Annotated in this window: 22 protein-coding genes and 2 pseudogenes; 8 read left to right on the top strand and 16 right to left on the bottom strand. The window is 63.3% G+C overall.

Annotated features, from left to right (window positions below; all coding sequences use genetic code 11):
• Positions 1–63 precede the first annotated feature (63 nt).
• Positions 64–1,506: a multidrug transporter subunit MdtD gene (mdtD, locus tag JJB74_RS24065; RefSeq protein ID WP_200596230.1), complete on the top strand. Its 1,443-nt coding sequence runs from the start codon at positions 64–66 to the stop codon at positions 1,504–1,506.
• A gap of 77 nt (positions 1,507–1,583) precedes the next feature.
• The gene (locus JJB74_RS24060) at positions 1,584–1,796 is read left to right on the top strand and encodes a hypothetical protein (protein WP_200596228.1); all 213 of its coding nucleotides are present in this window, start codon (positions 1,584–1,586) and stop codon (positions 1,794–1,796) included.
• Between the two features lie 106 nt (positions 1,797–1,902).
• Here the strand turns inward: JJB74_RS24060 and JJB74_RS24055 are convergent, their stop codons facing one another.
• The 6 genes from JJB74_RS24055 to JJB74_RS24030 all read right to left on the bottom strand — a co-directional run bounded on the left by JJB74_RS24055 (position 1,903) and on the right by JJB74_RS24030 (position 9,003).
• Positions 1,903–2,952 (bottom strand): c-type cytochrome, encoded by a 1,050-nt coding sequence (locus tag JJB74_RS24055; protein ID WP_200596226.1) that lies wholly within the window; start codon positions 2,950–2,952, stop codon positions 1,903–1,905.
• On the bottom strand, positions 2,949–4,718 hold the full coding sequence (locus tag JJB74_RS24050; protein ID WP_200596389.1) for a GMC family oxidoreductase: 1,770 nt from the start codon (positions 4,716–4,718) through the stop codon (positions 2,949–2,951). The genes JJB74_RS24055 and JJB74_RS24050 overlap by 4 nt, the downstream gene beginning before the upstream one ends.
• The gene (locus JJB74_RS24045; RefSeq protein WP_234484805.1) at positions 4,718–5,518 is read right to left on the bottom strand and encodes a gluconate 2-dehydrogenase subunit 3 family protein; all 801 of its coding nucleotides are present in this window, start codon (positions 5,516–5,518) and stop codon (positions 4,718–4,720) included. The genes JJB74_RS24050 and JJB74_RS24045 overlap by 1 nt, the downstream gene beginning before the upstream one ends.
• A 202-nt stretch (positions 5,519–5,720) precedes the next feature.
• Positions 5,721–7,067, bottom strand: a complete 1,347-nt coding sequence (locus JJB74_RS24040) for an erythromycin esterase family protein (RefSeq protein ID WP_200596224.1) — start codon at positions 7,065–7,067, stop codon at positions 5,721–5,723.
• 31 nt (positions 7,068–7,098) lie between these two features.
• Positions 7,099–7,446: a hypothetical protein gene (locus JJB74_RS24035; RefSeq protein WP_200596222.1), complete on the bottom strand. Its 348-nt coding sequence runs from the start codon at positions 7,444–7,446 to the stop codon at positions 7,099–7,101.
• A 234-nt stretch (positions 7,447–7,680) separates the two neighbouring features.
• Positions 7,681–9,003, bottom strand: a complete 1,323-nt coding sequence (locus JJB74_RS24030; RefSeq protein WP_200596220.1) for a hypothetical protein — start codon at positions 9,001–9,003, stop codon at positions 7,681–7,683.
• A 250-nt stretch (positions 9,004–9,253) separates the two neighbouring features.
• Here JJB74_RS24030 and JJB74_RS24025 point away from each other — a divergent pair, with 250 nt between their 5' ends.
• Positions 9,254–11,035: a PHA/PHB synthase family protein gene (locus JJB74_RS24025; protein WP_407672416.1), complete on the top strand. Its 1,782-nt coding sequence runs from the start codon at positions 9,254–9,256 to the stop codon at positions 11,033–11,035.
• 73 nt (positions 11,036–11,108) lie between these two features.
• Here JJB74_RS24025 and JJB74_RS24020 read toward each other — a convergent pair whose 3' ends face one another.
• The 9 genes and pseudogenes from JJB74_RS24020 to JJB74_RS23985 all read right to left on the bottom strand — a co-directional run bounded on the left by JJB74_RS24020 (position 11,109) and on the right by JJB74_RS23985 (position 16,699).
• Complete coding sequence (locus JJB74_RS24020; protein ID WP_200596216.1) at positions 11,109–11,618, bottom strand: universal stress protein; 510 nt, start codon at positions 11,616–11,618, stop codon at positions 11,109–11,111.
• Between the two features lie 7 nt (positions 11,619–11,625).
• Positions 11,626–12,021 carry a TraR/DksA family transcriptional regulator gene (locus JJB74_RS24015; protein WP_200596214.1) on the bottom strand — a complete coding sequence of 132 codons (396 nt, stop codon included), beginning with the start codon at positions 12,019–12,021 and terminating at the stop codon, positions 11,626–11,628.
• Between the two features lie 83 nt (positions 12,022–12,104).
• Positions 12,105–12,299: a hypothetical protein gene (locus JJB74_RS24010; protein WP_200596212.1), complete on the bottom strand. Its 195-nt coding sequence runs from the start codon at positions 12,297–12,299 to the stop codon at positions 12,105–12,107.
• 217 nt (positions 12,300–12,516) lie between these two features.
• Complete coding sequence (locus tag JJB74_RS24005) at positions 12,517–13,350, bottom strand: aldo/keto reductase (protein ID WP_200596211.1); 834 nt, start codon at positions 13,348–13,350, stop codon at positions 12,517–12,519.
• 167 nt (positions 13,351–13,517) lie between these two features.
• Positions 13,518–13,808: a hypothetical protein gene (locus tag JJB74_RS24000; protein WP_200596209.1), complete on the bottom strand. Its 291-nt coding sequence runs from the start codon at positions 13,806–13,808 to the stop codon at positions 13,518–13,520.
• A 129-nt stretch (positions 13,809–13,937) separates the two neighbouring features.
• Positions 13,938–14,984, bottom strand: coding sequence for a hypothetical protein (locus JJB74_RS23995; RefSeq protein ID WP_200596208.1), 1,047 nt, complete (start codon positions 14,982–14,984; stop codon positions 13,938–13,940).
• Between the two features lie 103 nt (positions 14,985–15,087).
• Positions 15,088–15,243 (bottom strand): annotated as a pseudogene (locus JJB74_RS34225) (hypothetical protein); the annotation flags it as partial.
• A gap of 175 nt (positions 15,244–15,418) precedes the next feature.
• Positions 15,419–16,165: pseudogene (locus JJB74_RS34220) on the bottom strand (ShlB/FhaC/HecB family hemolysin secretion/activation protein); the annotation flags it as partial.
• A 72-nt stretch (positions 16,166–16,237) separates the two neighbouring features.
• Entirely contained in the window at positions 16,238–16,699 is a 462-nt protein-coding gene (locus JJB74_RS23985) for a ShlB/FhaC/HecB family protein (protein WP_200596204.1), read from the bottom strand.
• Between the two features lie 290 nt (positions 16,700–16,989).
• Here JJB74_RS23985 and JJB74_RS23980 point away from each other — a divergent pair, with 290 nt between their 5' ends.
• The 4 genes from JJB74_RS23980 to ribA all read left to right on the top strand — a co-directional run bounded on the left by JJB74_RS23980 (position 16,990) and on the right by ribA (position 19,161).
• Positions 16,990–17,283: an HNH endonuclease gene (locus JJB74_RS23980; RefSeq protein WP_200596202.1), complete on the top strand. Its 294-nt coding sequence runs from the start codon at positions 16,990–16,992 to the stop codon at positions 17,281–17,283.
• Positions 17,284–17,476: 193 nt separating this feature from the next.
• Positions 17,477–18,037, top strand: a complete 561-nt coding sequence (locus tag JJB74_RS23975) for a metal-dependent hydrolase (RefSeq protein ID WP_200596201.1) — start codon at positions 17,477–17,479, stop codon at positions 18,035–18,037.
• A gap of 125 nt (positions 18,038–18,162) precedes the next feature.
• Positions 18,163–18,360: a hypothetical protein gene (locus JJB74_RS23970; protein ID WP_200596199.1), complete on the top strand. Its 198-nt coding sequence runs from the start codon at positions 18,163–18,165 to the stop codon at positions 18,358–18,360.
• A gap of 156 nt (positions 18,361–18,516) precedes the next feature.
• A complete protein-coding gene (gene ribA, locus JJB74_RS23965; protein WP_200596197.1) occupies positions 18,517–19,161 on the top strand; it encodes a GTP cyclohydrolase II in 645 nt (214 codons plus the stop codon).
• A gap of 24 nt (positions 19,162–19,185) precedes the next feature.
• Here the strand turns inward: ribA and JJB74_RS23960 are convergent, their stop codons facing one another.
• The gene (locus JJB74_RS23960) at positions 19,186–19,782 is read right to left on the bottom strand and encodes a TetR/AcrR family transcriptional regulator (RefSeq protein ID WP_234484818.1); all 597 of its coding nucleotides are present in this window, start codon (positions 19,780–19,782) and stop codon (positions 19,186–19,188) included.
• 131 nt (positions 19,783–19,913) lie between these two features.
• Between JJB74_RS23960 and JJB74_RS23955 the strand changes: the two genes are divergently transcribed.
• Positions 19,914–20,732 (top strand): metal-dependent hydrolase, encoded by an 819-nt coding sequence (locus JJB74_RS23955; protein ID WP_200596194.1) that lies wholly within the window; start codon positions 19,914–19,916, stop codon positions 20,730–20,732.
• The last annotated feature ends 544 nt before the right edge of the window (positions 20,733–21,276 follow it).

The raw sequence follows: 21,276 nt of genomic DNA, 5'->3' as shown, positions 1-21,276 counted from the left end.
GCATGCAGGAAAGGGCGACGTTCGCGTGATGGCATCGATGGCGCAAGCTGCGGAGCCGCGCGCATGAACGCTCCCGCCGCATCGCCGCGCGCCGATGTGCTGTTGTGGCTGGTGGCCATTGGCTTCTTCATGCAGACGCTGGACGGCACCATCGTCAACACCGCGCTGCCGGCAATGGCGCGCAGCCTGTCGGTCAGTCCCCTGAGCATGCAATCGGTTGTGGTTGCCTATGCGCTGACCATGGCGATGCTGATTCCCGCCTCCGGCTGGCTCGCCGACCGCTTCGGCACCCGTCGCGTGTTCATCGCCGCGCTGCTGCTGTTCTCGCTTGGTTCCCTGCTGTGCGCCATCTCGCCGACGCTCGGCGCGCTGGCGGCATCGCGCGTGGTGCAGGGCATGGGCGGCGCGATGCTGCTGCCGGTGGGCCGCCTGGCCGTGCTGCGCGCCTATCCGCGCGAGCGCTTTCTGCAGGCAATGAACTTCGTCACCATCCCGGGGCTGATCGGTCCGTTGATTGGCCCGACCGTCGGCGGCTGGCTGGTCGAGACCGCGTCCTGGCACTGGATCTTCCTGATCAACCTGCCGGTCGGCGCCATCGGCTGCCTGGCCACGCTGCGCGCGATGCCGGACTTCCGCTCCACGCCCGGCCGCTTCGACCTTGCCGGCTACCTGCTCCTGGCCGGCAGCATGGTAGCGATCTCGCTCGGCCTGGATGGCTTGTCCGAACTGGGCTTTCGCCATGGCACGGTGCTGCTGCTGGTGCTGCTGGGTCTCGTGGCGCTGGCCGCGTACTGGCTACGCGCGGCGCGCCATCCGGCGCCGCTGTTTCCGCTGACGCTGTTCAAACTGCCGAGCTTCGCCGTCGGCCTGATCGGCAACCTGTTTTCACGCATCGGCAGCGGCAGCATGCCTTTCCTGATTCCGCTGCTGCTGCAGGTCACCGTCGGCTACACGCCGCTGCAAGCCGGCCTGATGATGATTCCGACCGCGATCGCCGGCATGTTCGTCAAGCGCATCGCCACGCCCCTCGTCATGCGGTACGGCTACCGCCGGCTGCTGATCTTCAACACGGTAGCGGTCGGCATGGTGATCGCCAGCTTCTCGCTATCCGGGCCCGGCACGCCGGTGTGGCTGCGCGTGCTGCAGCTGGCCTGTTTCGGCGCGTTGAACTCGATGCAGTTCAGCGCGATGAACACGCTGACGCTGAAGGACCTGGAAGGGCCGCAGGCCAGCGCCGGCAATGGCCTGCTGTCGATGGTGATGATGCTGTCGATGAGCCTGGGCGTCGCCGCGGCAGGCGGCTTGCTCACTACCTTTACCCACGCGGTGGCTGGCGAGAGCGCAGATACGCCAGCAGCGGCATTCCGCTACACCTTCGCCACCATGGGTTGCATCACGGCGGCGTCGACCTGGGTGTTCTGGCAACTGTCGCAGGAAGCTTCGAGCCGTCGCGCCCAGCGTGGGGCGAAGGCGGAAACCGAAGCCGGAGTCAGCGGCTCAGGCTGATTGCATCAATTCTGTGCGACCCGCTTGTTTCGGGCCGACGAGCCCATACCTGCCTGTCATGGCTACTGGAGCGTTTCATGGACAAGGATTCCCTGACTGACAAAGACCTGGAGCAGTTGGCGCAGCTGATGGCGCTGGCGCTGAAGGACCTCGATTGCCCCGATTGCTGCGGCCCGACCCATGCCTTCATCGAGTTTGGCGCGCAACGCTACCGTGAGGAATGGGAATGGGCCTGCCTGGTGCAGGTGGTGCAGCATGTGCGGCGGGTGAAGTTCGGCGGGCGCGGGTGAGGATGGCGTAGGGTGGGTGCAACCCACGCGGTTTCGCCCCATCGACGCGATATCGCCTGAGCGGCGAGACGCGTGGGCTTTGCCCACCCTACGAGTTTGCGGCTTTCTACTTGCTGCCCTGCGACGCGTTGCCCGACTGGCTGCCCTGCGGCCCGCCACCCGAGGCCGCGCCGCCGCCGCCGATGCCCTGAGCCCCGCCCGTCGTCGGCGCGCCCTGTTCGGTACCCACGCCCTGGGGCGCGCTGCCTTGCGCCGCATTCTTCGGACCCGACGCGCCGGCCTTGGCCTCCACTGCCGGCCTGGCCTTCGTGCCTGCGGCGATGTTCAGCGTCTTGCCCGCCGGCGGCGGCGCCGGTTGCGCCGCGTAGAAGTTCGCCAGCGCTTCCACATCCGCATCGCTCAAGGCTTTCGCAATCGATGGCATCTGGCCGCTGCCGTCGGTGTTGCGCGCGCCGCTCTTCCATTCCGCCATTGCGGCTTTCAGATAGCTCGCATGCTGACCGGCGAGATAAGGGTAGGGCGGCGGTTCGCCCGCGCCGTTCGGCCCGTGGCAGTTGGCGCAGGCTTGCACACGCTTGCTCTCGTCGCCAACAGAGGCCAGGGTCTGGCCGCGGTCGCCGCTGCCCACCTTGCCGCTCATGCCGCCACCCTTGTTGGTCGCGCCGCCAGCACTCGCTGATGTGCCGCCATCGCCAGACGAAGGCGTCTCCACGCTCGCATACCAGGCGCTGACATCGCGCATCTGCTGCTCGTTCATGGCCTTGGCGATCGGCGACATGATGGGATTGTTGCGGCTGCCGCTGGCAAAGGCCGCCATCTGCTTGGACAGGTAGTACTCGGACTGCCCCGCCAGGCGCGGGAATCCGCCGGCGGCATTGCCTTCGCCGTTCGCGCCATGGCAAGACACGCAGGCCGTCACGCCGTTGGCCGCGCCCGAGGCGGCAATCTGCTGCCCCGCATTGGCGTTGCCGACGATGCCTCCGCCGGGAGCGGCGCCCATCGGCGTGGCCGCGGCCTGGCCCTGCTGCTGCTGTGCCGCCTGGCCCGAAGGCAGGTCGCGCTGGCCCCCCTGCGGCGCGTTCTGCGCCAATGCCATCGACGGGATCGAAGCAACGCCCGCCCACAGCATCGCGATACAAAGTGCTTTTCTCTTCATGCCTGCACCATCGGTCCGGGAGACTTCAGATAACGATTGACGATCGCATCCGCGGCCATGTAAGCCAGCGCGCCAATGGTATCGGTCGGGTTGTAGGACGCGTTCTGCGGAAAGTTGGAAGCGCCGATCACGAACACGTTCGGCACATCCCAGCTCTGCAGATAGCGGTTGACCACGCTGGTGCTGCGGTCCGCGCCCATCACGGTGCCGCCGGTGTTGTGGGTGGTCTGGTACTGGGTGATGGTGTACGGTCCCTTGCGCGGCCCGCCCGACACCTGCTGCCCACCCATGGCCTTCCCGATCTCCATCGCCTTGCCGGTGATGTGGGCCGACATGCGCAGATCGTTTTCCGGGAAGTCGAAGGTCATGCGCAATAGCGGCAGGCCCCAGGCGTCGCGGTAGGTCGGATCGAGATCGAGATAATTGCGCCTGTTCGCCACCGAGCTGCCATGGATGTTGAGCGACGCGGTGTGATTGTAGTGCTTCACCACCGCCGACTTCCACGCTGCGCCCCATGCGGGCGTGCCAGGCGGCGTCGGATGGAAGCTGATCGGCCGGCCATTGGTCATCACTTCGCCGACATAGGCGCCGCCGACGAAGTTGAGCGGGCCATGATCAAAGTTGTCGGAGACGAAGTCGGCGATCACGGTGCCGTTAGCGCCCGAACGCATGAACGGATTGATGTTGACCGACTCGTCGAAGAAGACCTGTACCGCGCTGGTGGTCTGGTACGCATAGTTGCGGCCGACCGTGCCTTCGCCGCTGGCCGGATCGTAAGGCTTGCCGATCTTCGACAGCAGCAGCATGCGCACATTGTTGAGCGCGAACGAGCCCACGATCACCATCTTCGCCGGCTGCTCATATTCGCGGCCCATGCCATCGACATAGGTCACGCCGGTGGCATGCTTGCCATCCTTGGAGAGATTGATGCGCAGCACATGGCACTGCGTCTTCAGCGTGAAGTTCTTGTCCTTCAGCAGCACTGGCAGAAGGATGGTCTGCGGCGAACTCTTCGCATAGTGCTCGCAGCCGAAGCGCTCGCAATAGCCGCAGAACATGCAGGTCTGCAGCGTCATGCCTTCCGGGTTGGTGTAGGGCTGGCTCATGTTCGACGAAGGCTGCGGGAAGGGGTGATAACCCAGTCCTGCCGCCGCCTTGCGAAATAGCGCCGAACCGTAGGGCTCCTTCATCGGCGGCGTCGGATAGCCGCGCGAGCGCGGGTCTTCGAAGGGATTGCCGCCGGCGATCTTCTGCCCCTTGATGTTGCCGGCTTGCCCGGCCACGCCGAGCAGGTATTCGAAGCGGTCGAAGTAGGGCTCCATGTCGGCCGCGGTCACGCCCCAGTCCTGTATCTGCAGATCCGGGTCGCTGAAGTTCTTGCCATAGCGCTCGGTAGTGCGGGTGCGCATCTGGAAGTCGGTGTCCTGGAAGCGATACGTTTGACCATTCCAGTGCACCATTGCGCCGCCCAGGCCGGTGCCGGGCAAAAAGCTTTCCCAGCGCCGTATCGGCAATGCATTCTGCTTCGCATTGTTGCGGAAGGTCAGCGTTTCCTTCGAGGTGTCCTGCGTCATGCCTTTGCGCACTGAATAGCGCAGCTCATCATGCATGCCCGGGCCCTGAAAGTCCGGCACGGTGAAGCGCGGCTCGCCGCGCTCCAGGCCGACTACCTTGAGCCCGGCCCTCGTTAGTTCGCGGCCGAGGATGGAGCCGACCATGCCCACGCCCACCAGCACGGCATCGGTTTCGGGAAGACGGGTCGCCATCATTTGCCTCCCTTCTTCACCGCAGCATCCTTCGATGGCGCGACCGGGTCCTTCACCGCATGCAGCCGGATCACGCCACGGCCGTTATCGCCGATGCTGATCGGCGGCCGGGTGAAGGCAATGCCATGCTTGTCCACCTGTTCGTAGAAAGTCGCATACGCGCCGGGAAAGCCGATCATCTTCCACGACACCATGTCCTTGTTGCCACCGTAGATCGGATCGCTGAAGAAGCCTTCGATGGTCATCGCCAGCAGCGACTCGAAGAATACATTGGCCGGCACGCCGTTCATTTCTTCCTTGCTCTTCTGCAGCTCCTGCAGGTAGGCATCCTGGTCCGCACCGGAAAGCTTGTCGAAGCTGTTGCCGTGCTTCTTCTGCACATCGGCGGCGACGCCGCGCAACGCATTGCGGAACAGCTCGGCCGGTGTATAGGGCAATTGATAGCCCTGCGTCGGCTCGCCTTCATGCCAGGGACCGGAACGATACAGGCGCTCGCCCGCGCCCCAGGCGCCGGCAAGCTGACGGTCGAGATAGCGCGGCACATCGGCTTCGATCGCGCCCGGCCCGTTGGCATCGGCCGGGATCAGGCGCTCGGTCGCGGCTTCGATGAAGCGCAGCTCATCAGTGCGGAAAAAAAGATAGCCGCCCGATTGGGCGGCTTCGTCATGGTCATGCGATGGCGCATGGTGCTGCGCTGGCGCTGCTGCGGCCTTGAGCGCCTGGGCTTGCGCGGTCAATGCCGCAGCCCCCACGCCCGCGGCCTTGAAGAAAGATCGGCGGGACAGCTTATCCATCATCATCCTTGCTTCGCGTTGAAGAACGGCCGGCTGTCGACGCTGCTGCCATCGGCAAGGGCCACGGAGCGATGATTGTGGAATTCACATTTGTCCCAAGGCTTGCGGCCAATCATGCGCAGGGCCCTGCCTGGAGCCGATCAGGCCAGCGCATGTTTTCAATCAATGCGAGCAAATGCGGTGCCAAGCCACACCGCTGCGATATTGCTCAGATACCGGTCGGGTAAGTCTCGGGCATTTCCTCGTGCAGCATCTCGGCCGGCGCATCGAGCGGCTTGACCGCGCGAGTATGGTCGATATGGACGATGGCATCGAACTGGCGGCCGAGGTCGCAATGAAAGTAATGGCTCAGCCGTTCCGATTCGGGCAGGTACACCACACCGATTGCGCGTTCCAGCCGACGCGGCGACAGCTGGGCCAACAGCGGCGCATTGCCACGCATCGGCAGGAAGAAGGCATGCGCATGGCGGCAGCGGTGCATCAGGTTCTCATAGCTGTCCTCGCGCGAGGGCCGCACCGCCTTGCGCTCGGCCGGCATGTCCCAGTCCGAAGCCGCGGTCACACTGCCGTCATGGGTGGTGAAGCCGAGCAGGAAGGTCTGGTTTTCGCCGTGCCGCTCGCGCGCAAGCTGGCCGAGATTGATCTCGCCGCCATCGCCCATCTCGGTGGCGCGCGCATCGCCGATATGCGAGTTGTGCGCCCACACCACCACCTTGGGCGCGGCTTCGCCGCTGCGGCGCGACAGATGCTGACGCAGCGCATCGAGGGTATCCATCATGTGGGTGTCGCGCACGTTCCAGGATTCATGGCGACCCTCGAACATCGCGCGGTAGTAGGTCTCGGCATTCTGGGCCACGCGTGCATTCTGCTGCGCATAAAAGGCTTCGTCGAAGCCGGCCACACCATCGACCTTCTCATAGCGTTCGATATTGGCCGAGATGCCCATGAGCTGGCGCATCACCTCGGCTTCGCAGTCCGGCTTCATGCCGAAGGTGGTGGCGTAGCCATAGCGCTGCGGATCCTCGGCCAGATGATCGAAGCAGGAGTAGCGCAGGCGCGCGCGCTCGGCCGCGGGCGGATCGACCCGCGACAGATAGCGCACCACCGAGTCCATCGAGCGGCGCAGACTGTAGAGGTCCAGGCCGAAGAAGCCGACGCGGCGCTCGAGCGCGGGGATGCCGGCATTGTGCTCATGCAGCCAGCGCACCAGGTCCAGCACATCATGGTTGCGCCACATCCAGCGCGGAAAGCGCTCGTAGCACGACATGGCGGCCTCGGGCGAGGTCGCATCGCCGCGACCCTGCACATACCGGCTCACCGACAGCGCATCGGGCCAGTCGCATTCGACCGCGATCGCGGCGAAGCCCTTGTCACGGATCAGCCGCTTGCTGATCTCCATGCGCGCGCGGTAGAACTCGTGGCTGCCATGGCTGGCTTCGCCCAGCAGCACGATGCGAGCGTCGCCGATCGCCTCCACGATGGCGTCGGTATCAGCCACACCGGACAGCGGCACCGCGGCCGCTTCGATGGCGTCGATTGCGGATTGGTCCTGCATGATGTCACCCTTAGCGTTGGTACAGAGGCGCTCAGACCAGCGGCGTGCTGGCCCGCTCGAGCACTTCTTCAGCCTGCGCGCGGCGCTGCGCATCGTCGGTCTTGACGATCAGCACAAGCGCGCCGCCCCAGTTCACGCCGGTGTAGTTGCTGCCGTAGTTGTGGTTGTCGCCGCCGCCGGCATGGTCGATCGCGCCGATGAGCCCGCCCGGCCGCTCGTCGCCATTGCCCACGGTGAAGTTGCCCTTCACGGCGCCGGCTTCGTCTATGGTCGAGATCAGTTCCACCTCGTCATTGCCGAAGCCCGCTGTGAGCAGCGCATCACGGGCGCGTTCGGCGTCAGTGAGCTTGGCGTAGGCGCGCGTTACGGGTTCGATCATGATGCTCTCCTTGATTGCGGGGGAATGGCCGTGTGACTGCGCGGTGGGGAATAAGTGCCTCGTGGCTTCGCGCATTGCGATGACAGGGCTTGTTCGATGCGGTACATCGCGTCTGCCGCCGCAAAGCGAGAAGCCGGCCATGAGGCCGGCTTCTCGTTCGCCGTGCTTGGACTGCTGCACTTGCTGCCGTACTTCATCTGCCCGGCTCGCGCCGCGCAGCTTCAAGGCCGCAGCTTATCGGCCGTCGCCATCCGCATCGCCCGGAACGGCGCGCTCGACGCGATGCCAGGCAGCACGCGCGGCATGGCGCGCTTCGGGCCAGGACAGGCGCGAGGTGCCGCGGGTGCTTTCCCAGTCGCGCGACAGATCGCTCTCGACGTCATCAAAGCTGCGGTTGTAGCGTCCGCGGCCGCTGTAGCCGAGGCGATAGGCCGGCGCATAGTCGTCGTAAGTCATCATCGGCGAATAGTAGGGCTCGCCGGTGTAGGCGCCACGCCAGTAGGCATCTTCCTGCGCCGGATTCACCGCCGCGCCCGCGGCATTGCCAGCTGCGCCGCCGGCAACCGCGCCGATGGCAGCACCTGCCGCCATGCCGAGCGGGCCGCCAGCCGCGCCGATGGTCGCGCCAGCGACAGCGCCGCCCCCCGCGCCCACGCCGGTGGACAGGTTATGGCTGGAGCGCTCGTCATCCGCCTTGCTGTTGATCGCTTCGCCCGCGCCCTTGCCAGCCATGCCGCCCGTCACCGCACCGACGGCCGCGCCTGCTGCCATGCCGATCGGGCCTGCGGCCGCGCCAACCGCTGCGCCTGCCAATGCGCCGCCGCCAGCGCCTACGCCTTTCGCCATGTTGTGATCGGACAAATCGTCGCCGCTCTTCGGATTCACCACCTCGGCCGCGCCTTTGCCGGCCAGGCCGCCAGCCACCGCGCCGATGGCAGCGCCCGCTGCCATGCCGATCGGGCCCGCAGGTGCGCCGATCGCCGCGCCTGCCAGGCCGGCGCCAGCCGCACCGAGACCGGTGCCGACCACGTGCTCGCCGCTGCTTTCGCGCCATTTCTCTTCGAACAGAAGCGCATCTTCATCCGAGCGGGGCGTAACACCCATCAGGATGCCGCCGTTGCGGATGCCTTCCTCGTAATGCTTGACGCGCTCTTCGGGAATGCCCGAGCCGATCAGCGCGCCGAGCAGACCGCCGGTAACACCACCCGCGCCAGCGCCGGCCAGCGCGGCTGCCAGCGGACCCGCCACCACCAGGCCCAGGCCCGGCAATACCAGGCTGGTGCCCACTGCCGCCACCGCTGCGGCAATCGCGCCGAGCGCGCCGCCGATGCCCGCGCCGATGCCGGCACCTTCGGCCGCCTTGGTGCCGAGCTCGGTCTCGATCGAGTCGTCGCTGGAGAAGTGGCGCCGACGGGTTTCGTCGGACATCACCAGGTTCACGTCGTCACGGCCATAGCCGCGTTCTGCCACGGTCTGATACGCGCGCTCGGCGCTGGCGCGATCGTTGAACAGCCCAGTCACCATTCTCGGATTGCGGGTTTGATATGCGTCTGCCATGTTGTCCTCCTTGCTCAATCAGATGAGCTCAAAGCTTAGAAAAAATGACAACAAAAGTATGTCGGCGCGCGGCCCGTCTTCATGTAGGACAAGGCCTTTTACAAGCGGCCATGGCAGCGATTGATCCTGTTCGCGACGGCGTCGATTCGGCACGACTTGACCTGCATCAACCGCGCGCTGGAACACGGTTGTTAGCTTGCAGCATCCACCCTCGCGTCTTTCCAACCGGAGCTTCGCCATGAACAAACCGATACCGCTGCATCATCCGCCCGAGCGCGAAGCCAGCGCCTGGCTGGGCAAGCCGCATCATGTGCCGTCCGCGCCGCAGCGCGCCGTCGACGACATCGACCGCCTGCTGCATGCGCTCTTCGGCCGTCTGTTCTACAACATTTCACCGGCATCGATGGCCATGGCCTTTTTCGACTGGTGGGTGCATCTGGCGATTTCGCCGTCGCGGCAGCAGGAGCTGGCCTATGAAGCCTTCAACCGCGAGATGCGCATGGCGCTGTATGGCCTGAATGCGCTGCTGTCGCCACAGCATGCGCCGCCGGCGCCGGTCGTGCCGCTGCCGCAGGACAAGCGCTTTTCTGACCCGTCCTGGGAGCGTTGGCCGTTCAACCTGATCTATCAGAGCTTTCTGCTGAACCAGCAATGGTGGCACCGCGCCAGCAGCGGCCTGCGCGGCGTGTCGCCACATCACGAGGACGTGGTGACCTTCACGCTGCGGCAATGGCTCGACACCGTGGCGCCATCGAACTTCGTTGCCACCAACCCGGTGGTGCTGCAGAAGACGATGCAGACCGGCGGCGCGAACCTGGTTTCCGGCGCGGCGGCGCTCTGGTCGGACCTGATGCGCAACGCCAGCGGCGCGCGGCCGCCGGCCAGCGAGCACTTCCGGGTCGGCGAGAACGTGGCGATCACGCCGGGCAAGGTGGTGCTGCGCAACCGGCTGATGGAGCTGATCCAGTACAGCCCGGCCACGCAAGAGACGCATGCAGTGCCGCTGCTGATCGTGCCGGCCTGGATCATGAAGTACTACATCCTCGACCTGTCCCCGGAAAACTCGCTTGTGCGCTATCTCGTGGATGCCGGCTACACCGTGTTCATGATTTCTTGGAAAAACCCGGATGCCGGCGACCGCGATCTCGGCATGGAGGATTACCGGCGGCTCGGCGTGATGTCGGCGATCCATGAGATACAGCGCATCACCGGCGCGGAAAAGGTCAATGCCGTCGGCTATTGCCTGGGCGGCACGCTGCTGTCCATTGCCGCCGCGGCGATGGCGCGCGAGGGAGACGACCGGCTCAACAGCATCTCGCTGTTTGCTTCCCAGGTGGACTTCAAGGAACCGGGCGAATTGTCGCTGTTCATCGATGACAGCCAGGTCGCGCTGATGGAATCGATGATGTGGCAGCAGGGCTATCTCGACACCACGCAGATGGCCGGCGCCTTTCATCTGCTGCGCTCGAACGACCTGATCTGGTCGCGCCTCTTGAACCAGTACCTGCTCGGCCAGCCCGATCCGCAGAACGATCTGATGGCCTGGAATGCCGATGCGACCCGCATGCCTTACCGCATGCATTCCGAGTATCTGCGTCATCTGTTCCTCGGCAATGATCTTGCCGAAGGCCGCTATCTCGTCGACGGCAAGCCGATCGCGCTATCGGACATCCGCGCACCGATCTTCTCGGTGGGCACGGTGACGGACCATGTCGCGCCGTGGCGCTCGGCGTTCAAGATCCACCTGGCGACCGATACCGAAGTGACCTTCCTGCTGACTTCCGGCGGCCACAATGCCGGCGTGGTTTCGCCGCCGGGCAAGGCGAACCGGCAATACCAGATCGCCACCCGTGCGCCGCAGGATGCCTATATCGATCCGGAAACCTGGCTGGAAACCGTGCCGGAACAGCCGGGTTCCTGGTGGCCGGCCTGGGAAGCCTGGCTGGGGGTGCATTCGGGGCCGATGGGTGCGCCGCCGGAGATGGGACGGGCGCTGGAGAAAGCGCCGGGAAGGTATGTGATGCAGCCGTAGGGTGGGTGCAACCCACGCGGTTCACGGTATGCGACCAAACGCGTGGGTTGCACCCACCCTACGCACGGCGCGCTCAGACCTGTTCATCCATGGGCATCGGCGACGCCATCGCTGGCTTCGTCCTTTGCATACCGCCGCGCGCGAGCATGACCGGCACCGTCGTCTCGGCCAGCACCTTCTGCGTCTGGCTGCCGAAGAAGAAGCGCCCGACCGGGCTCGCGCCATGCACGCCCATGAAAATCGCGCCGCAATGTCTTTCGTCGGCGATGCGCACGATCTCGCGATGCGGCGCAAAGGACTTCAACACCAGCATCTCGCATTCCAGCCCGGCCGCGCGGATCGCGGCGGCCGCCCGCATTGCATGGCCTTCGGCGGCACGCACTGCGGCATGCTCATAGCCTTCCGACAGCGGCTGCAGACAATCTGGATACGGCTCGGCCACCGACAGCGCCACAATCCGCGCGCCCAGCGGCTTGCCGAGCGCGATTGCCGCATTAGTCGCCGCGTCCGATGCCGGCGAGCCATCGGTAGCCAGCAGCAGGGTATCCCACGATGACGACGCCGCGTCGCGCTCGGAATTCACGGCTGCCTCACATCGTGGGCGGGCTCACCGCGCCCGGGCGATGCTCCATGCGCTCCTGGCAGGCGATGCACAGCTTGGCGGTAGGCAGCGCCTGCATCCTGGGGTAACCGATCGGCTGGCCGCATTCGGTGCAGATGCCGTAGGTGCCTTCGACGATGCGGCGCAGCGCATCCTCGATGTCGCCGACCGCGCCCGAATAGCGCTCGGCCATCGAGATATTGGTGTCGAGCTCGCGGTCGGCTTCGGACATGTCGCCGGTGTCATGCGGATATTTCGCCAGCGATTCGCCATCCACGTCCTCGGCTTGCCGCATCTGGTCTTGGGTGTCGGCGAGCGCGGTTTCGTGGTCGTGGCGCAATTGCTGTTCGAGAGAGCGGATCTGGTCCTGGGTCAGTTCTTCCATGGTGGCTCCGAGAGAGTTGATGTGAATGGTGTGGTTGCGCAGGCGGAAATTCGTTGACCTGGGTCAAGCGGGTAGTGATTGCTTCAGGCGTCACCGACGATCTTCACGATGCGCCCGCTGCCGCCGCAATTGGCGCAGGTGCCCTGGTCGGTCTTGCCGCTGCCGCCGCAGACCGGGCAGACGTCCTCGCCGGTTTGCGGCGCGCCGGGCGTGGCTTCATCGCCGGGATTGCGCTGGCCGGTCGGACTGGTATTGGCTGGCGTGGGCTCGTTGCTCATGGTGTTTCCTCCAATGAATACTCATTGGATGCGCAATGGCCGGGGATGTTCAGTGCGGAAGATTGACCGAAGCTGGAGGGCGTGGGTGTGGCGCGGTCGGAGGATGAGGTGCAGGACTGAGCCACCACCGGTGCATTGCGGAGTGATGCGACGCCGGGATGCGGTGCTTCGGCCCCTTGACGCCTACAGGCCTGCCGCGCACCCCGGCACGGATGGCTCAGATCATCTCGAGCGGCTGGCGCGAGCGCGGTGGCGGGAAGGCACGGTCGAGCGCATCGAGGTCGCTTTGCGTAAGCTGCAGATCGAGCGCGGCGCGGTTGTCCAGCACATGCTCAACGCTGGACGCCTTCGGGATCGCAATCACGCCATCGCGCCGCAGCACCCAGGCCAGCGCCACCTGCGCCGGCGACTTGCCGAGGCGCTCGGCGATGTCGCGCACCGTGCGATCGCGCAGTAGCCGACCCTGTTCCACCGGCGAATACGCCATCACCGGCATGCGGCGCGCTTCGCACAATGGCAGCAGATCGAACTCGACGCCGCGCCGGGTCAGGTTGTACAGCACCTGGTTGACCGAGCACGCATCGCCGCCCTGGATGCTGTCGAGCTCGGCCAGATCGTCCGCATCGAAGTTGCTCACGCCCCAGTGCCGGATCTTTCCTGCGCGCTGCAACTCATCGAAGCCGGCCAGCGTCTCTTCCAGCGGCACACCGCCGCGCCAGTGCAGCAGGTACAGGTCGATGTGGGCTATGCCCATGCGCTGCAGGCTGCGCTCACAGGCGGCAACGGTGCCTCGGCGGCTGGCGTTGTGCGGCAGCACCTTGCTGACGATGAAGGTCTTCTCGCGCAGGCCGCGTATGGCCTCGCCGACGAGACGCTCGGACGCGCCGTCGCCATACATTTCGGCAGTGTCGATCAGGGTCATGCCGGCATCGATGCCGGCGCGCAAGGCGGCGATTTCCTGCTGGCGCCTGGCGGGTTCGTCGCCGAGGAACCAGGTGCCCTGGCCGAGGATGGGGATGGCGGTTTTGGAGGGGAGGAGGGTGGTGCGCATGGCGTGGAGTCGTAAAGAAAACCGCAAGCCTATGCCATTTCATGGAAAGAGGTGGTGGGCGGATCGGAGCAGCTTGATCGCGGCCAGCATCGCAGGAAATTGTTGTTGGGCGCGCGGACCGGGCTCACCCGGCCCGCAATAAAAAAGTGGACACTTTCCCGGTTTTCCTAACCGCTTATTCCCTGGGGCCCGCCTCTGGCCATCCATTCTTCGTGGCCCGTTATCTTGAGCAGAGCGTTCACTGCGTGTGGGCTCAAACCTGGTGCTATTTCGTCCCAAAAGCGCTCTTTCGTCCATCCTGGGCCAGAAAATTTTCTGATTAGCTTTTTATCAGCGTTGTTCAACGCGATGAATTCGTCGAGAGGCAAATCGATTTCGTCTACCGGCGTGGACCCGCCTGCCAGATGAGTCAGTTCCTGATCGGTCAATGAATGCGAGTTGCTTTTGAAGTCGGACATTGTTCTCTCCTGGAAAATTGAAAGGGCGTAGGGCAGCGGATTAAGACTGCTGCGAGCCTGGTGTACGTGGCCGGTTCAATCGGGAAGTTCAGGTCATGTCGATAATCGAAGCGGATCCGAAGCTCCAAATCATCTCAATAACTGGCGTTTTGGGCGACCAAGCCGGCTCCCAGCCCTTGCCTTCATTGCTGCATTCATTTCTTCCGCCGAGCGTACTGCCTTCACGCTCGACGCGGTGCCGACGATGCCTAGACTGGTCGGGCCAAGTGCGTCGCCTGCAATGATGTCGCCGCTTGCGATGGCAATGCGGTTGCATGCCACCGGGTTCGACAGGCACCAGCTTAGCGCTGGCGGCAAGGTGACGCCCGCAGCCGCGTCCGCGGCGTCTATGGTTGCTTGCGCCGCCGTGCCGCATGTATTTGCATCCTTGTTCGCAGCATCCGTGAGCTTTTGCGGGTCTGGCTCGGTGATTCCATTTTTTCCATAGAACTCCAGCGCTTTCAGGTCACTGGTGACCTGCGTGGCATACATCGCGGTATTGGCCCGTTGCGTCGGCGTTGCATAGAACATGTATCCCGGACCGCATTCCAGGCAGTTCGAATCCGGTGGAAGCAAGGCATGCGCTTGCCCAAGGAAGGCACGAGCTTGGCCATCTTCATCGCCGGGTACGCCAAATTGCACCTGGCGCGAGGCCTGTTGGGCCAGTCTCCTTTCCGCTTCTTGCACGGTAATGCTCTGCTGCTGTGCAAAGCGCTTCGCGTTGTCCTTGATCCAGTTGATCTCGACCGGATGCAACTGCCGATTAAACCGCTCCGCATCCAGCCCCACCGCCGCACCCGCCTGCGCGCCCGCCGTTCCACCCACCGCGCCGCCGATGATGCCGCCTGCAGTAATCGCCGCCCACTGCTGGATCGCAGCGCGCTGGTTGTCGCTCAGCGAGGTGTTGGTGCGCAGATAGTCCTCGACCTTGGTGCCTATCCATTCGCCGCCCGCGCCGGCATAGATGCCGCTTTGCCGGCGCACTGACAGATAGTCGCCGCGAATGCTCGATGTGTTGACGCTGCCGCTGACGCTCACCGCATTGCCATAGCAGACATAGGGCAGGCAGACACTGACGTTGAGCGCGCCGTTGGTCTGGCCGATGTCGATCCGTTCGCTGTCCTGCGTGCTGATCATCGTGAGATCGCGCCCGATGCTGGCGCGGAGGGTGTCGCCGTGGCGCCGTGCCGGTGACTTCGTTGAGGATGATGCGCGTCGGCCCGTTGGCGAGATCCGGATTGGCGTCGATGTAACCGGCCAGTTGCATCGGCGTGATACGGGTCGCATTGTTCAGCACCGCGCCGCCGGGACCGATGCTGAACTGGTTGTACTGGTTGTGCGAGACGCCGGCTGCGCTGGGCGCGGCGATGCGCACCAGCGGCAGGCCGCTGGCCATGGCTTCGACCAAGGGCCGGTGTGAGGCGGCTGCGGCAGGATCGGCGACGATTTGCGCATGCATGGAAGCGGCGGCGACGCCCAGCAACGCCAGCAACACGGCACGGGCCAGGACGGCAAGCGGAGGATGCGGTCTTGCCGCGTTCGGCGTTCTGGCCGTCGGGCTCGCGTTCTGGCGCGTCGGCCTGGCTGCCGAACCAGGACACGCCCCAACGATTGGCCAGGGTGAAATTGAACTGCGCCCGGCCGAGGCAGCTCTGGTGCAGCCAGCCGAGTTCGGCGTAGCCGGTATGGCGGCGCTGTACCAGGATTTCGGTGTCGTCGATGTACGCCCGGCTCCAGCGCCGGTTCAGGCGCAATTGCAGGCTGTTCTTTTGCCATTGGTCGCGCTGGAACAGGCGCTGCACGGTGAGGTCGAGATTGCGCGAGCGGCCGCTGGACAGGAAGCTCTGGTTATAGCCAGCCACGCGCTGGTGGTAGCGCGCGCTGCCGGCAGCCAGGCTGAAGTTCCACCAGCCCCAAGGCAGCGCGTATTGCAGGCCGGCGCCGCCAGTGCCGCGCTCGGCGCCGCGCCCGTCGTTGTCGGTGCTGAGGCTGGCGCTGAAGGCGTCGTTGAGGCCCAGCGGGTCGTCCAGCGCCAAGGTCAGGCCGGTCTGCAGCCGGCCGGTTGCGGCGGCGCCGCTGTTGTCCAGGTTGCCCAGAAGACGCCAGCTTCGACTCGTGCGCATGCGGATCACGATATCGCTTTCGCCGGCGGCCTCGCCCGGCACAATGTCCATGTCGACATCCCGGCTCGCCAGCCGCTTCATTTGCTCCAGGCCCTGTTCCAGCGCGCGCAGGTTCAGCAATTCACCGGGCCGCGCGGGAAAGGCGCTGCGCCAGCTGCCCTCGACGCCATCGGCAAAGCGGATCGCGCGGATCACGCCGGGCAGCAGCGTCAGTTTCAGCTCGCCCGAGGACAAATCCTGTGGCGGCACCAGCACGCGCGTCGTGCTTTAGCCCCGGCGCAGAATCGCGCGCTGTACGCGGCGCGACAAGGCTTCGATGGCCGCCACGCCCAGACATTGCCCTTCGTAGCGTTCGGCATCGGCTTGCGCGAAATGCAGCGGATCCTGCGGCAGCGCGCTAGCGCCGGCGGCGCGGATGGAGGGCGGCAGCCGGGATGGCGTCTTTATGCGGATGCGGGCGATGGAAAAGCATGGTGAGCTGGCGGGAAGGGCGGCGTTGTCGTCTGGTTCAGGAGGCTGGTCTTGTTGCAGATCGACGTTCGGCGCCTGGCGCAGGCGCTCGCGTTCGCCAGCCTCGGCCTGGCTGCGACGTCGCTGCTCTTCGCTGTCCGGGGTAGCGAGGCTTTGGGCGCGTACGCTTCCGGCAATACAGGCGAGCGAGACGATGGCCGCGAATGCGAAAGCCGTGAATCGGCAATGGCCGGGCGGCGTGGTCTTGTGTTGCTGCATGAGGCAATGCACGTATTCCACGGGCGTGGCCGCAGCCGGCGCGGATGAGGCGCCGGAATCAGTTTGCTGAATGGGAAAGGCGGCGGGGCGTCAGGCCAAACGAGCCGGGCAGCAGCGGGGCGCTGATGCCGGCACGGCGGATGCCAACGCTATCGAGGAAGGGGAGCTTCGCGCTCGGATGGTCGCGTTCCCGTGTCACGGGAACGATGGGCTGAGTAACAATCCGCCGCGGTGATATCCGTCATGCCGGCGCCAAGCGTGTTTTAGGGGAGCTGGCTATGATGTGCGGCATGCCTGACACCCAGTTCCTCTGCCCCCTGTGCGGCCGCGCGCTGATTCCGGGGCCTTCGGTTAACGAGCATCATCTCGTGCCGCGCAGCCATCGCGGCCGCGATACGGTGACGCTGCATCGCATCTGCCACAGCAAGATTCACTCGATCTTTTCCGAACGTGAGCTGGCCGACTACTACAACACCTTCGAACGCTTGCTGGAAAACGAGGACATGCGCAAGTTTGTCGTCTGGGTCAGGAAGAAGGACCCGGAATATGTGGGACGCAACGTCAAGCCTTCGCGGCGACGGTAGTTTGTTCCGCGGTGTGTGACGCAGTGTGTGGCCTCAATGGCGCACCGAAGCGCCGCATCATTGACCGAGTGGAAGTATTCGCAACTATCTACGCGAAGTTTGCGATTTTTGCCGGCGCGCACTGTTTTTCCGCTATGGCTTCTGCGAAGATTGCAAACCCTCTCACCTCCACCCTTTCCCAGATCGCCGCACCATGGCCTCAAGCAAAGCACATCATGCAACCGGATGGGCGGCAGGCTGTATTGCGGCGGCGATCGTTGCACATGCCGGCGCCGGCGGACCCTGGCATCTCGGCACGCTGTTCGCGTTGTGCATGGGGGTATGCGGTGGCACCGCGCCGGACTGGATGGAGGTCGCCTGGTGGACGCGGAAGAAGCGGCTTTGGATTGCGCATCGCTCGCTTACGCATTGGGGACTTGGTTGGCTTGCGGCGCTGTACTGGAGCTATCACGCACTCGGCAGCAATGTGTACGCAGTGCCCGCGTTCGGCTTTGCCTGCGGCGGATTGATGCACCTGCTGGCCGATTGGCCGAACCCGCTCGGCGTGCCATGGATCGCCACACGCCATTCACTCAATCTTTGGAACAGCGGACGCTGTGATTTGATTATCGTTGCAGGCGCCTGGGTCGCCGCCTTCGTCATTGCCGACCATGCCTGGTTCGATGGTGTGCATACGCTGTATGCGATCAATTACGTGAAGTCGCTGCCGCTTCATGCCTGGCTGATGCGTGCGGGGCTACCGGTGCTGTCCTGAACGGGCCAGTGCCGGCAGCTATTGTTCAGAAAAAGAAACACAGCTTTGCGTTTCCCGACATGTATTTATACGCAATTAGCGTCTATAGTTTGTGCTATGCAGCATAGTCGGTGACGGGGGCAAAAATGATTCAGCAAATTCAGCATGAAACGGTATTTTTTCTGTTTGCCATCGTACTGGCGCTGGCTGGCGCAGTTGCGCTGGCAGTTGCTACCGATAGTGTCCATGGCGCCAGGCAGCTCGAGGATGAATATGCCGGGTTCAATGCGCTGGTTGTGCAGTTGCTCGGAAATGTCTGCCCGGTGGCATCAGTCCAAAAATAGATTGCAACGTTCGCATTCAAGCTTCGTTCAACGGATGGCGCCGGCATTCCCGGCGCCATTGCCTTTTGTGCGCGATGATGAGTTTTCGCACGATCGGTTACTATTCATGGTTTCGCCGCACCATGGCGATTTATCACTTTCCAGCAGCAATACCTTATGCAACAGCATTCCGATCCGACCGTTTCCGCCGGCGCTGCGCCGGAGTCCCTCGAATACGTCACGTCCTGTGAACTGCCCATGCCTTGGGCGACGTTTACGCTGCACGCGTTCGTCGAATCCCGATCCGGCAAGGAACATCTTGCGTTGACACTGGGCGATGTGTCGGATGGTGAGCCAGTGCTGGGACGTATCCACTCGGAATGCCTGACCGGCGATGCCTTATTCAGCCAGCGCTGCGACTGCGGCGCGCAACTCGAAAGCGCATTGCGCAGCATTGCGGCGGAAGGTCGGGGCGTGTTGTTGTACATGCGGCAGGAAGGGCGCGGCATCGGTTTGATCAACAAAGTACGCGCATACAGGCTCCAGGATGCCGGCGCGGATACGGTTGAAGCCAATCATGAACTCGGATTCCAGGCGGATCAGCGCAGCTATGTCCATTGCAAGACGATGCTGGAGAAGCTGGGCATCGTCAGCCTGCGTCTGATGACCAATAATCCACGCAAGATCGATGCGGTGCAGCAATACGGCGTTGCCGTCACCGAGCGGGTAGCGCTCATCGTTAATCGAAACCCGTTCAACCGCCGGTATCTGAAGACCAAGGCGACCAAGCTTGGTCACCTGATTCCGGACGAGGATGTCTGAGTCCTGCCAAATCTGATGGCTTCGTCATGTCACTGCGCGTACCAGTTGCAGCGACGGTGACACCAGTTCCTGCAAGCGGTCGGTGCGATTGCGTTCGATGAAGTCCAGTACCAGTTCGTTGATACCTCCTACCACCGCCATGGCAAGTTCCGGATGCAGCGGTGGCTTGCCGCGTCGCGCTCGAGTCGGTACGTTCACCACTTGCAGTATGAAGTCCGAGAGTTCCTGATTCACCCGCCGGCGTGCGGCAAGGCCGCTGACACCGAGTCCCAAGATTTCTATGAACAGGGTGCGGAGCAAGAGGGGGTTTTGCGCCAGGCAGCCGAAATAGGCGGAGATTGCATGTTCAGCCTGCATTTCCCAGTCATGGCTGGGGTCGATCGCATCGCGCAGCACCTGCAGAGCGTTCGCGCTGGCGGCTTCGTATAGGGCAATCAGGCACTGACCCTTGGTTTTGAAATGTTCGTAGAAAGTGCGTCGGGACACGCCGGCTGCGGCAACGATATCGGCGATCGTAACTTCGGCATACCCTTTCTCCGCGACGGCCTTGGCCATCCCCTCAAGCAGGCGCCGGTAATGATCCGCACCGACGGATGGCGCGCTGGCAATTTCATTAGTCATAACTCTTCCATGTAAATCAGTGCATCGGCGCAAAGAAGCATTTTGGTACTTGACAGTACCGAGGTTTGAGACCAACATGCCCGCAGAATTTCATCGCATTTTTCCTCTTACCGCAGCTTACGGGTTCAGCCATGACCGATCTTGTTGTACGCCGCTTGCTCATCGATCTCGAAGCACCTTTCGCGCGCCATTGGTGTAATGGAGACGCTTTTCGTACCGCTTTCTTCAACGCACTTTCGATGAGTTTTCCGGTGGGTGAACAGTTTTTCATCGATTCAGTTAGAAATGGCCACAAGGCGCTCCCGGATGAAGAGCAGCGGAAGTATAAGTCGGAAGTCCAGGGGTTCGTTGGTCAGGAAGCAACCCACCGGCGCATACACGCGCTGTTTAATAATCATCTCGAAAAGCAGGGGTTAGTGAATGCATGGGGTCCGCGGGCATTGGCGCGGCAGAAGATGATGCAAGGAGTAGACGTACGGCATTGGCTAGCAATTACCGCTGCAAACGAACATTTCACCGCCATTTTTGCTGAATGGATGCTGCAGAACAGCGACTTGCTCGATGGCTGCGAATCGCGGTTGAAGACGATGTGGTTATGGCATAGCGCGGAAGAGTCGGAGCACAAGAGCACGGCTTTCGATCTCTATCGCGCGCTTAATGGCGACGAAAAATGGCGCTTGCGCTGGTTTCGACGCATCACCATCATGTTCCTCGCCGATACTCTGCGTCAGACAATAGATAATCTTCGTCGCGATGGCACGCTGTGGAAGTGGAGTACCTGGAAAAGTGGCGCGGCTTACTTCTTTGGGCGTCGTGGATTGCTGCGTCAATCGTATCGGCCGTGGAAAGAATATTTGCGTAAGGACTTCCATCCGCAACAGCAGCATAGTGATCTATCCGATCGGTGGCTGGCCGACAACGCCGATGCATATAATGTGGTTGGCTCTTGAACCAATACCCTGCATCCCTCGCAGATCGATCTTTGTGTTGAAAGAAAATCTTTTGAGCCCCTTGCCATCATTTCGCAACCTTTGATATAGTGCGCGTCCTCTTGCAGCGGATGCTGAAGGCGCCAACTGCAAGAGGAGAGAAGGTGCGGCGAGGTGTTACAGCGAATATTCGGAAGTGTGAAATTCGCTGTTGACACAAAGAAGGAAACGCCGCATAATCTCGCTTCTCTGCTGCTGACGAACACGACGCTTCGCAGCGCTGACCGAAAGGTCGGGGCAGACAGGATTCAGTTCTTTAACAAGCAACAGCCGATAAGTGTGGGCACGATATCAGATGCGCCGGATCTTCGGGTCCGGAATGCTCAAATGATAGAAGTGCTCGCACAAAAGAAATACAGGAAGGTTCGCAAGAACTGCCCTGGTCAGTATTTTGAGTGAGCGACGGTTCTTCGGAACCTGCCAGAGATGGCACAAAACAGGAATTGAACTGAAGAGTTTGATCCTGGCTCAGATTGAACGCTGGCGGCATGCCTTACACATGCAA

It is taken from the genome of Noviherbaspirillum pedocola, assembly GCF_016632335.1.
Taxonomy (GTDB): domain Bacteria; phylum Pseudomonadota; class Gammaproteobacteria; order Burkholderiales; family Burkholderiaceae_D; genus Noviherbaspirillum_A; species Noviherbaspirillum_A pedocola.
Note: the sequence above shows the minus strand (reverse complement) of the source record. Positions and strands in the feature narration are given on the sequence as shown.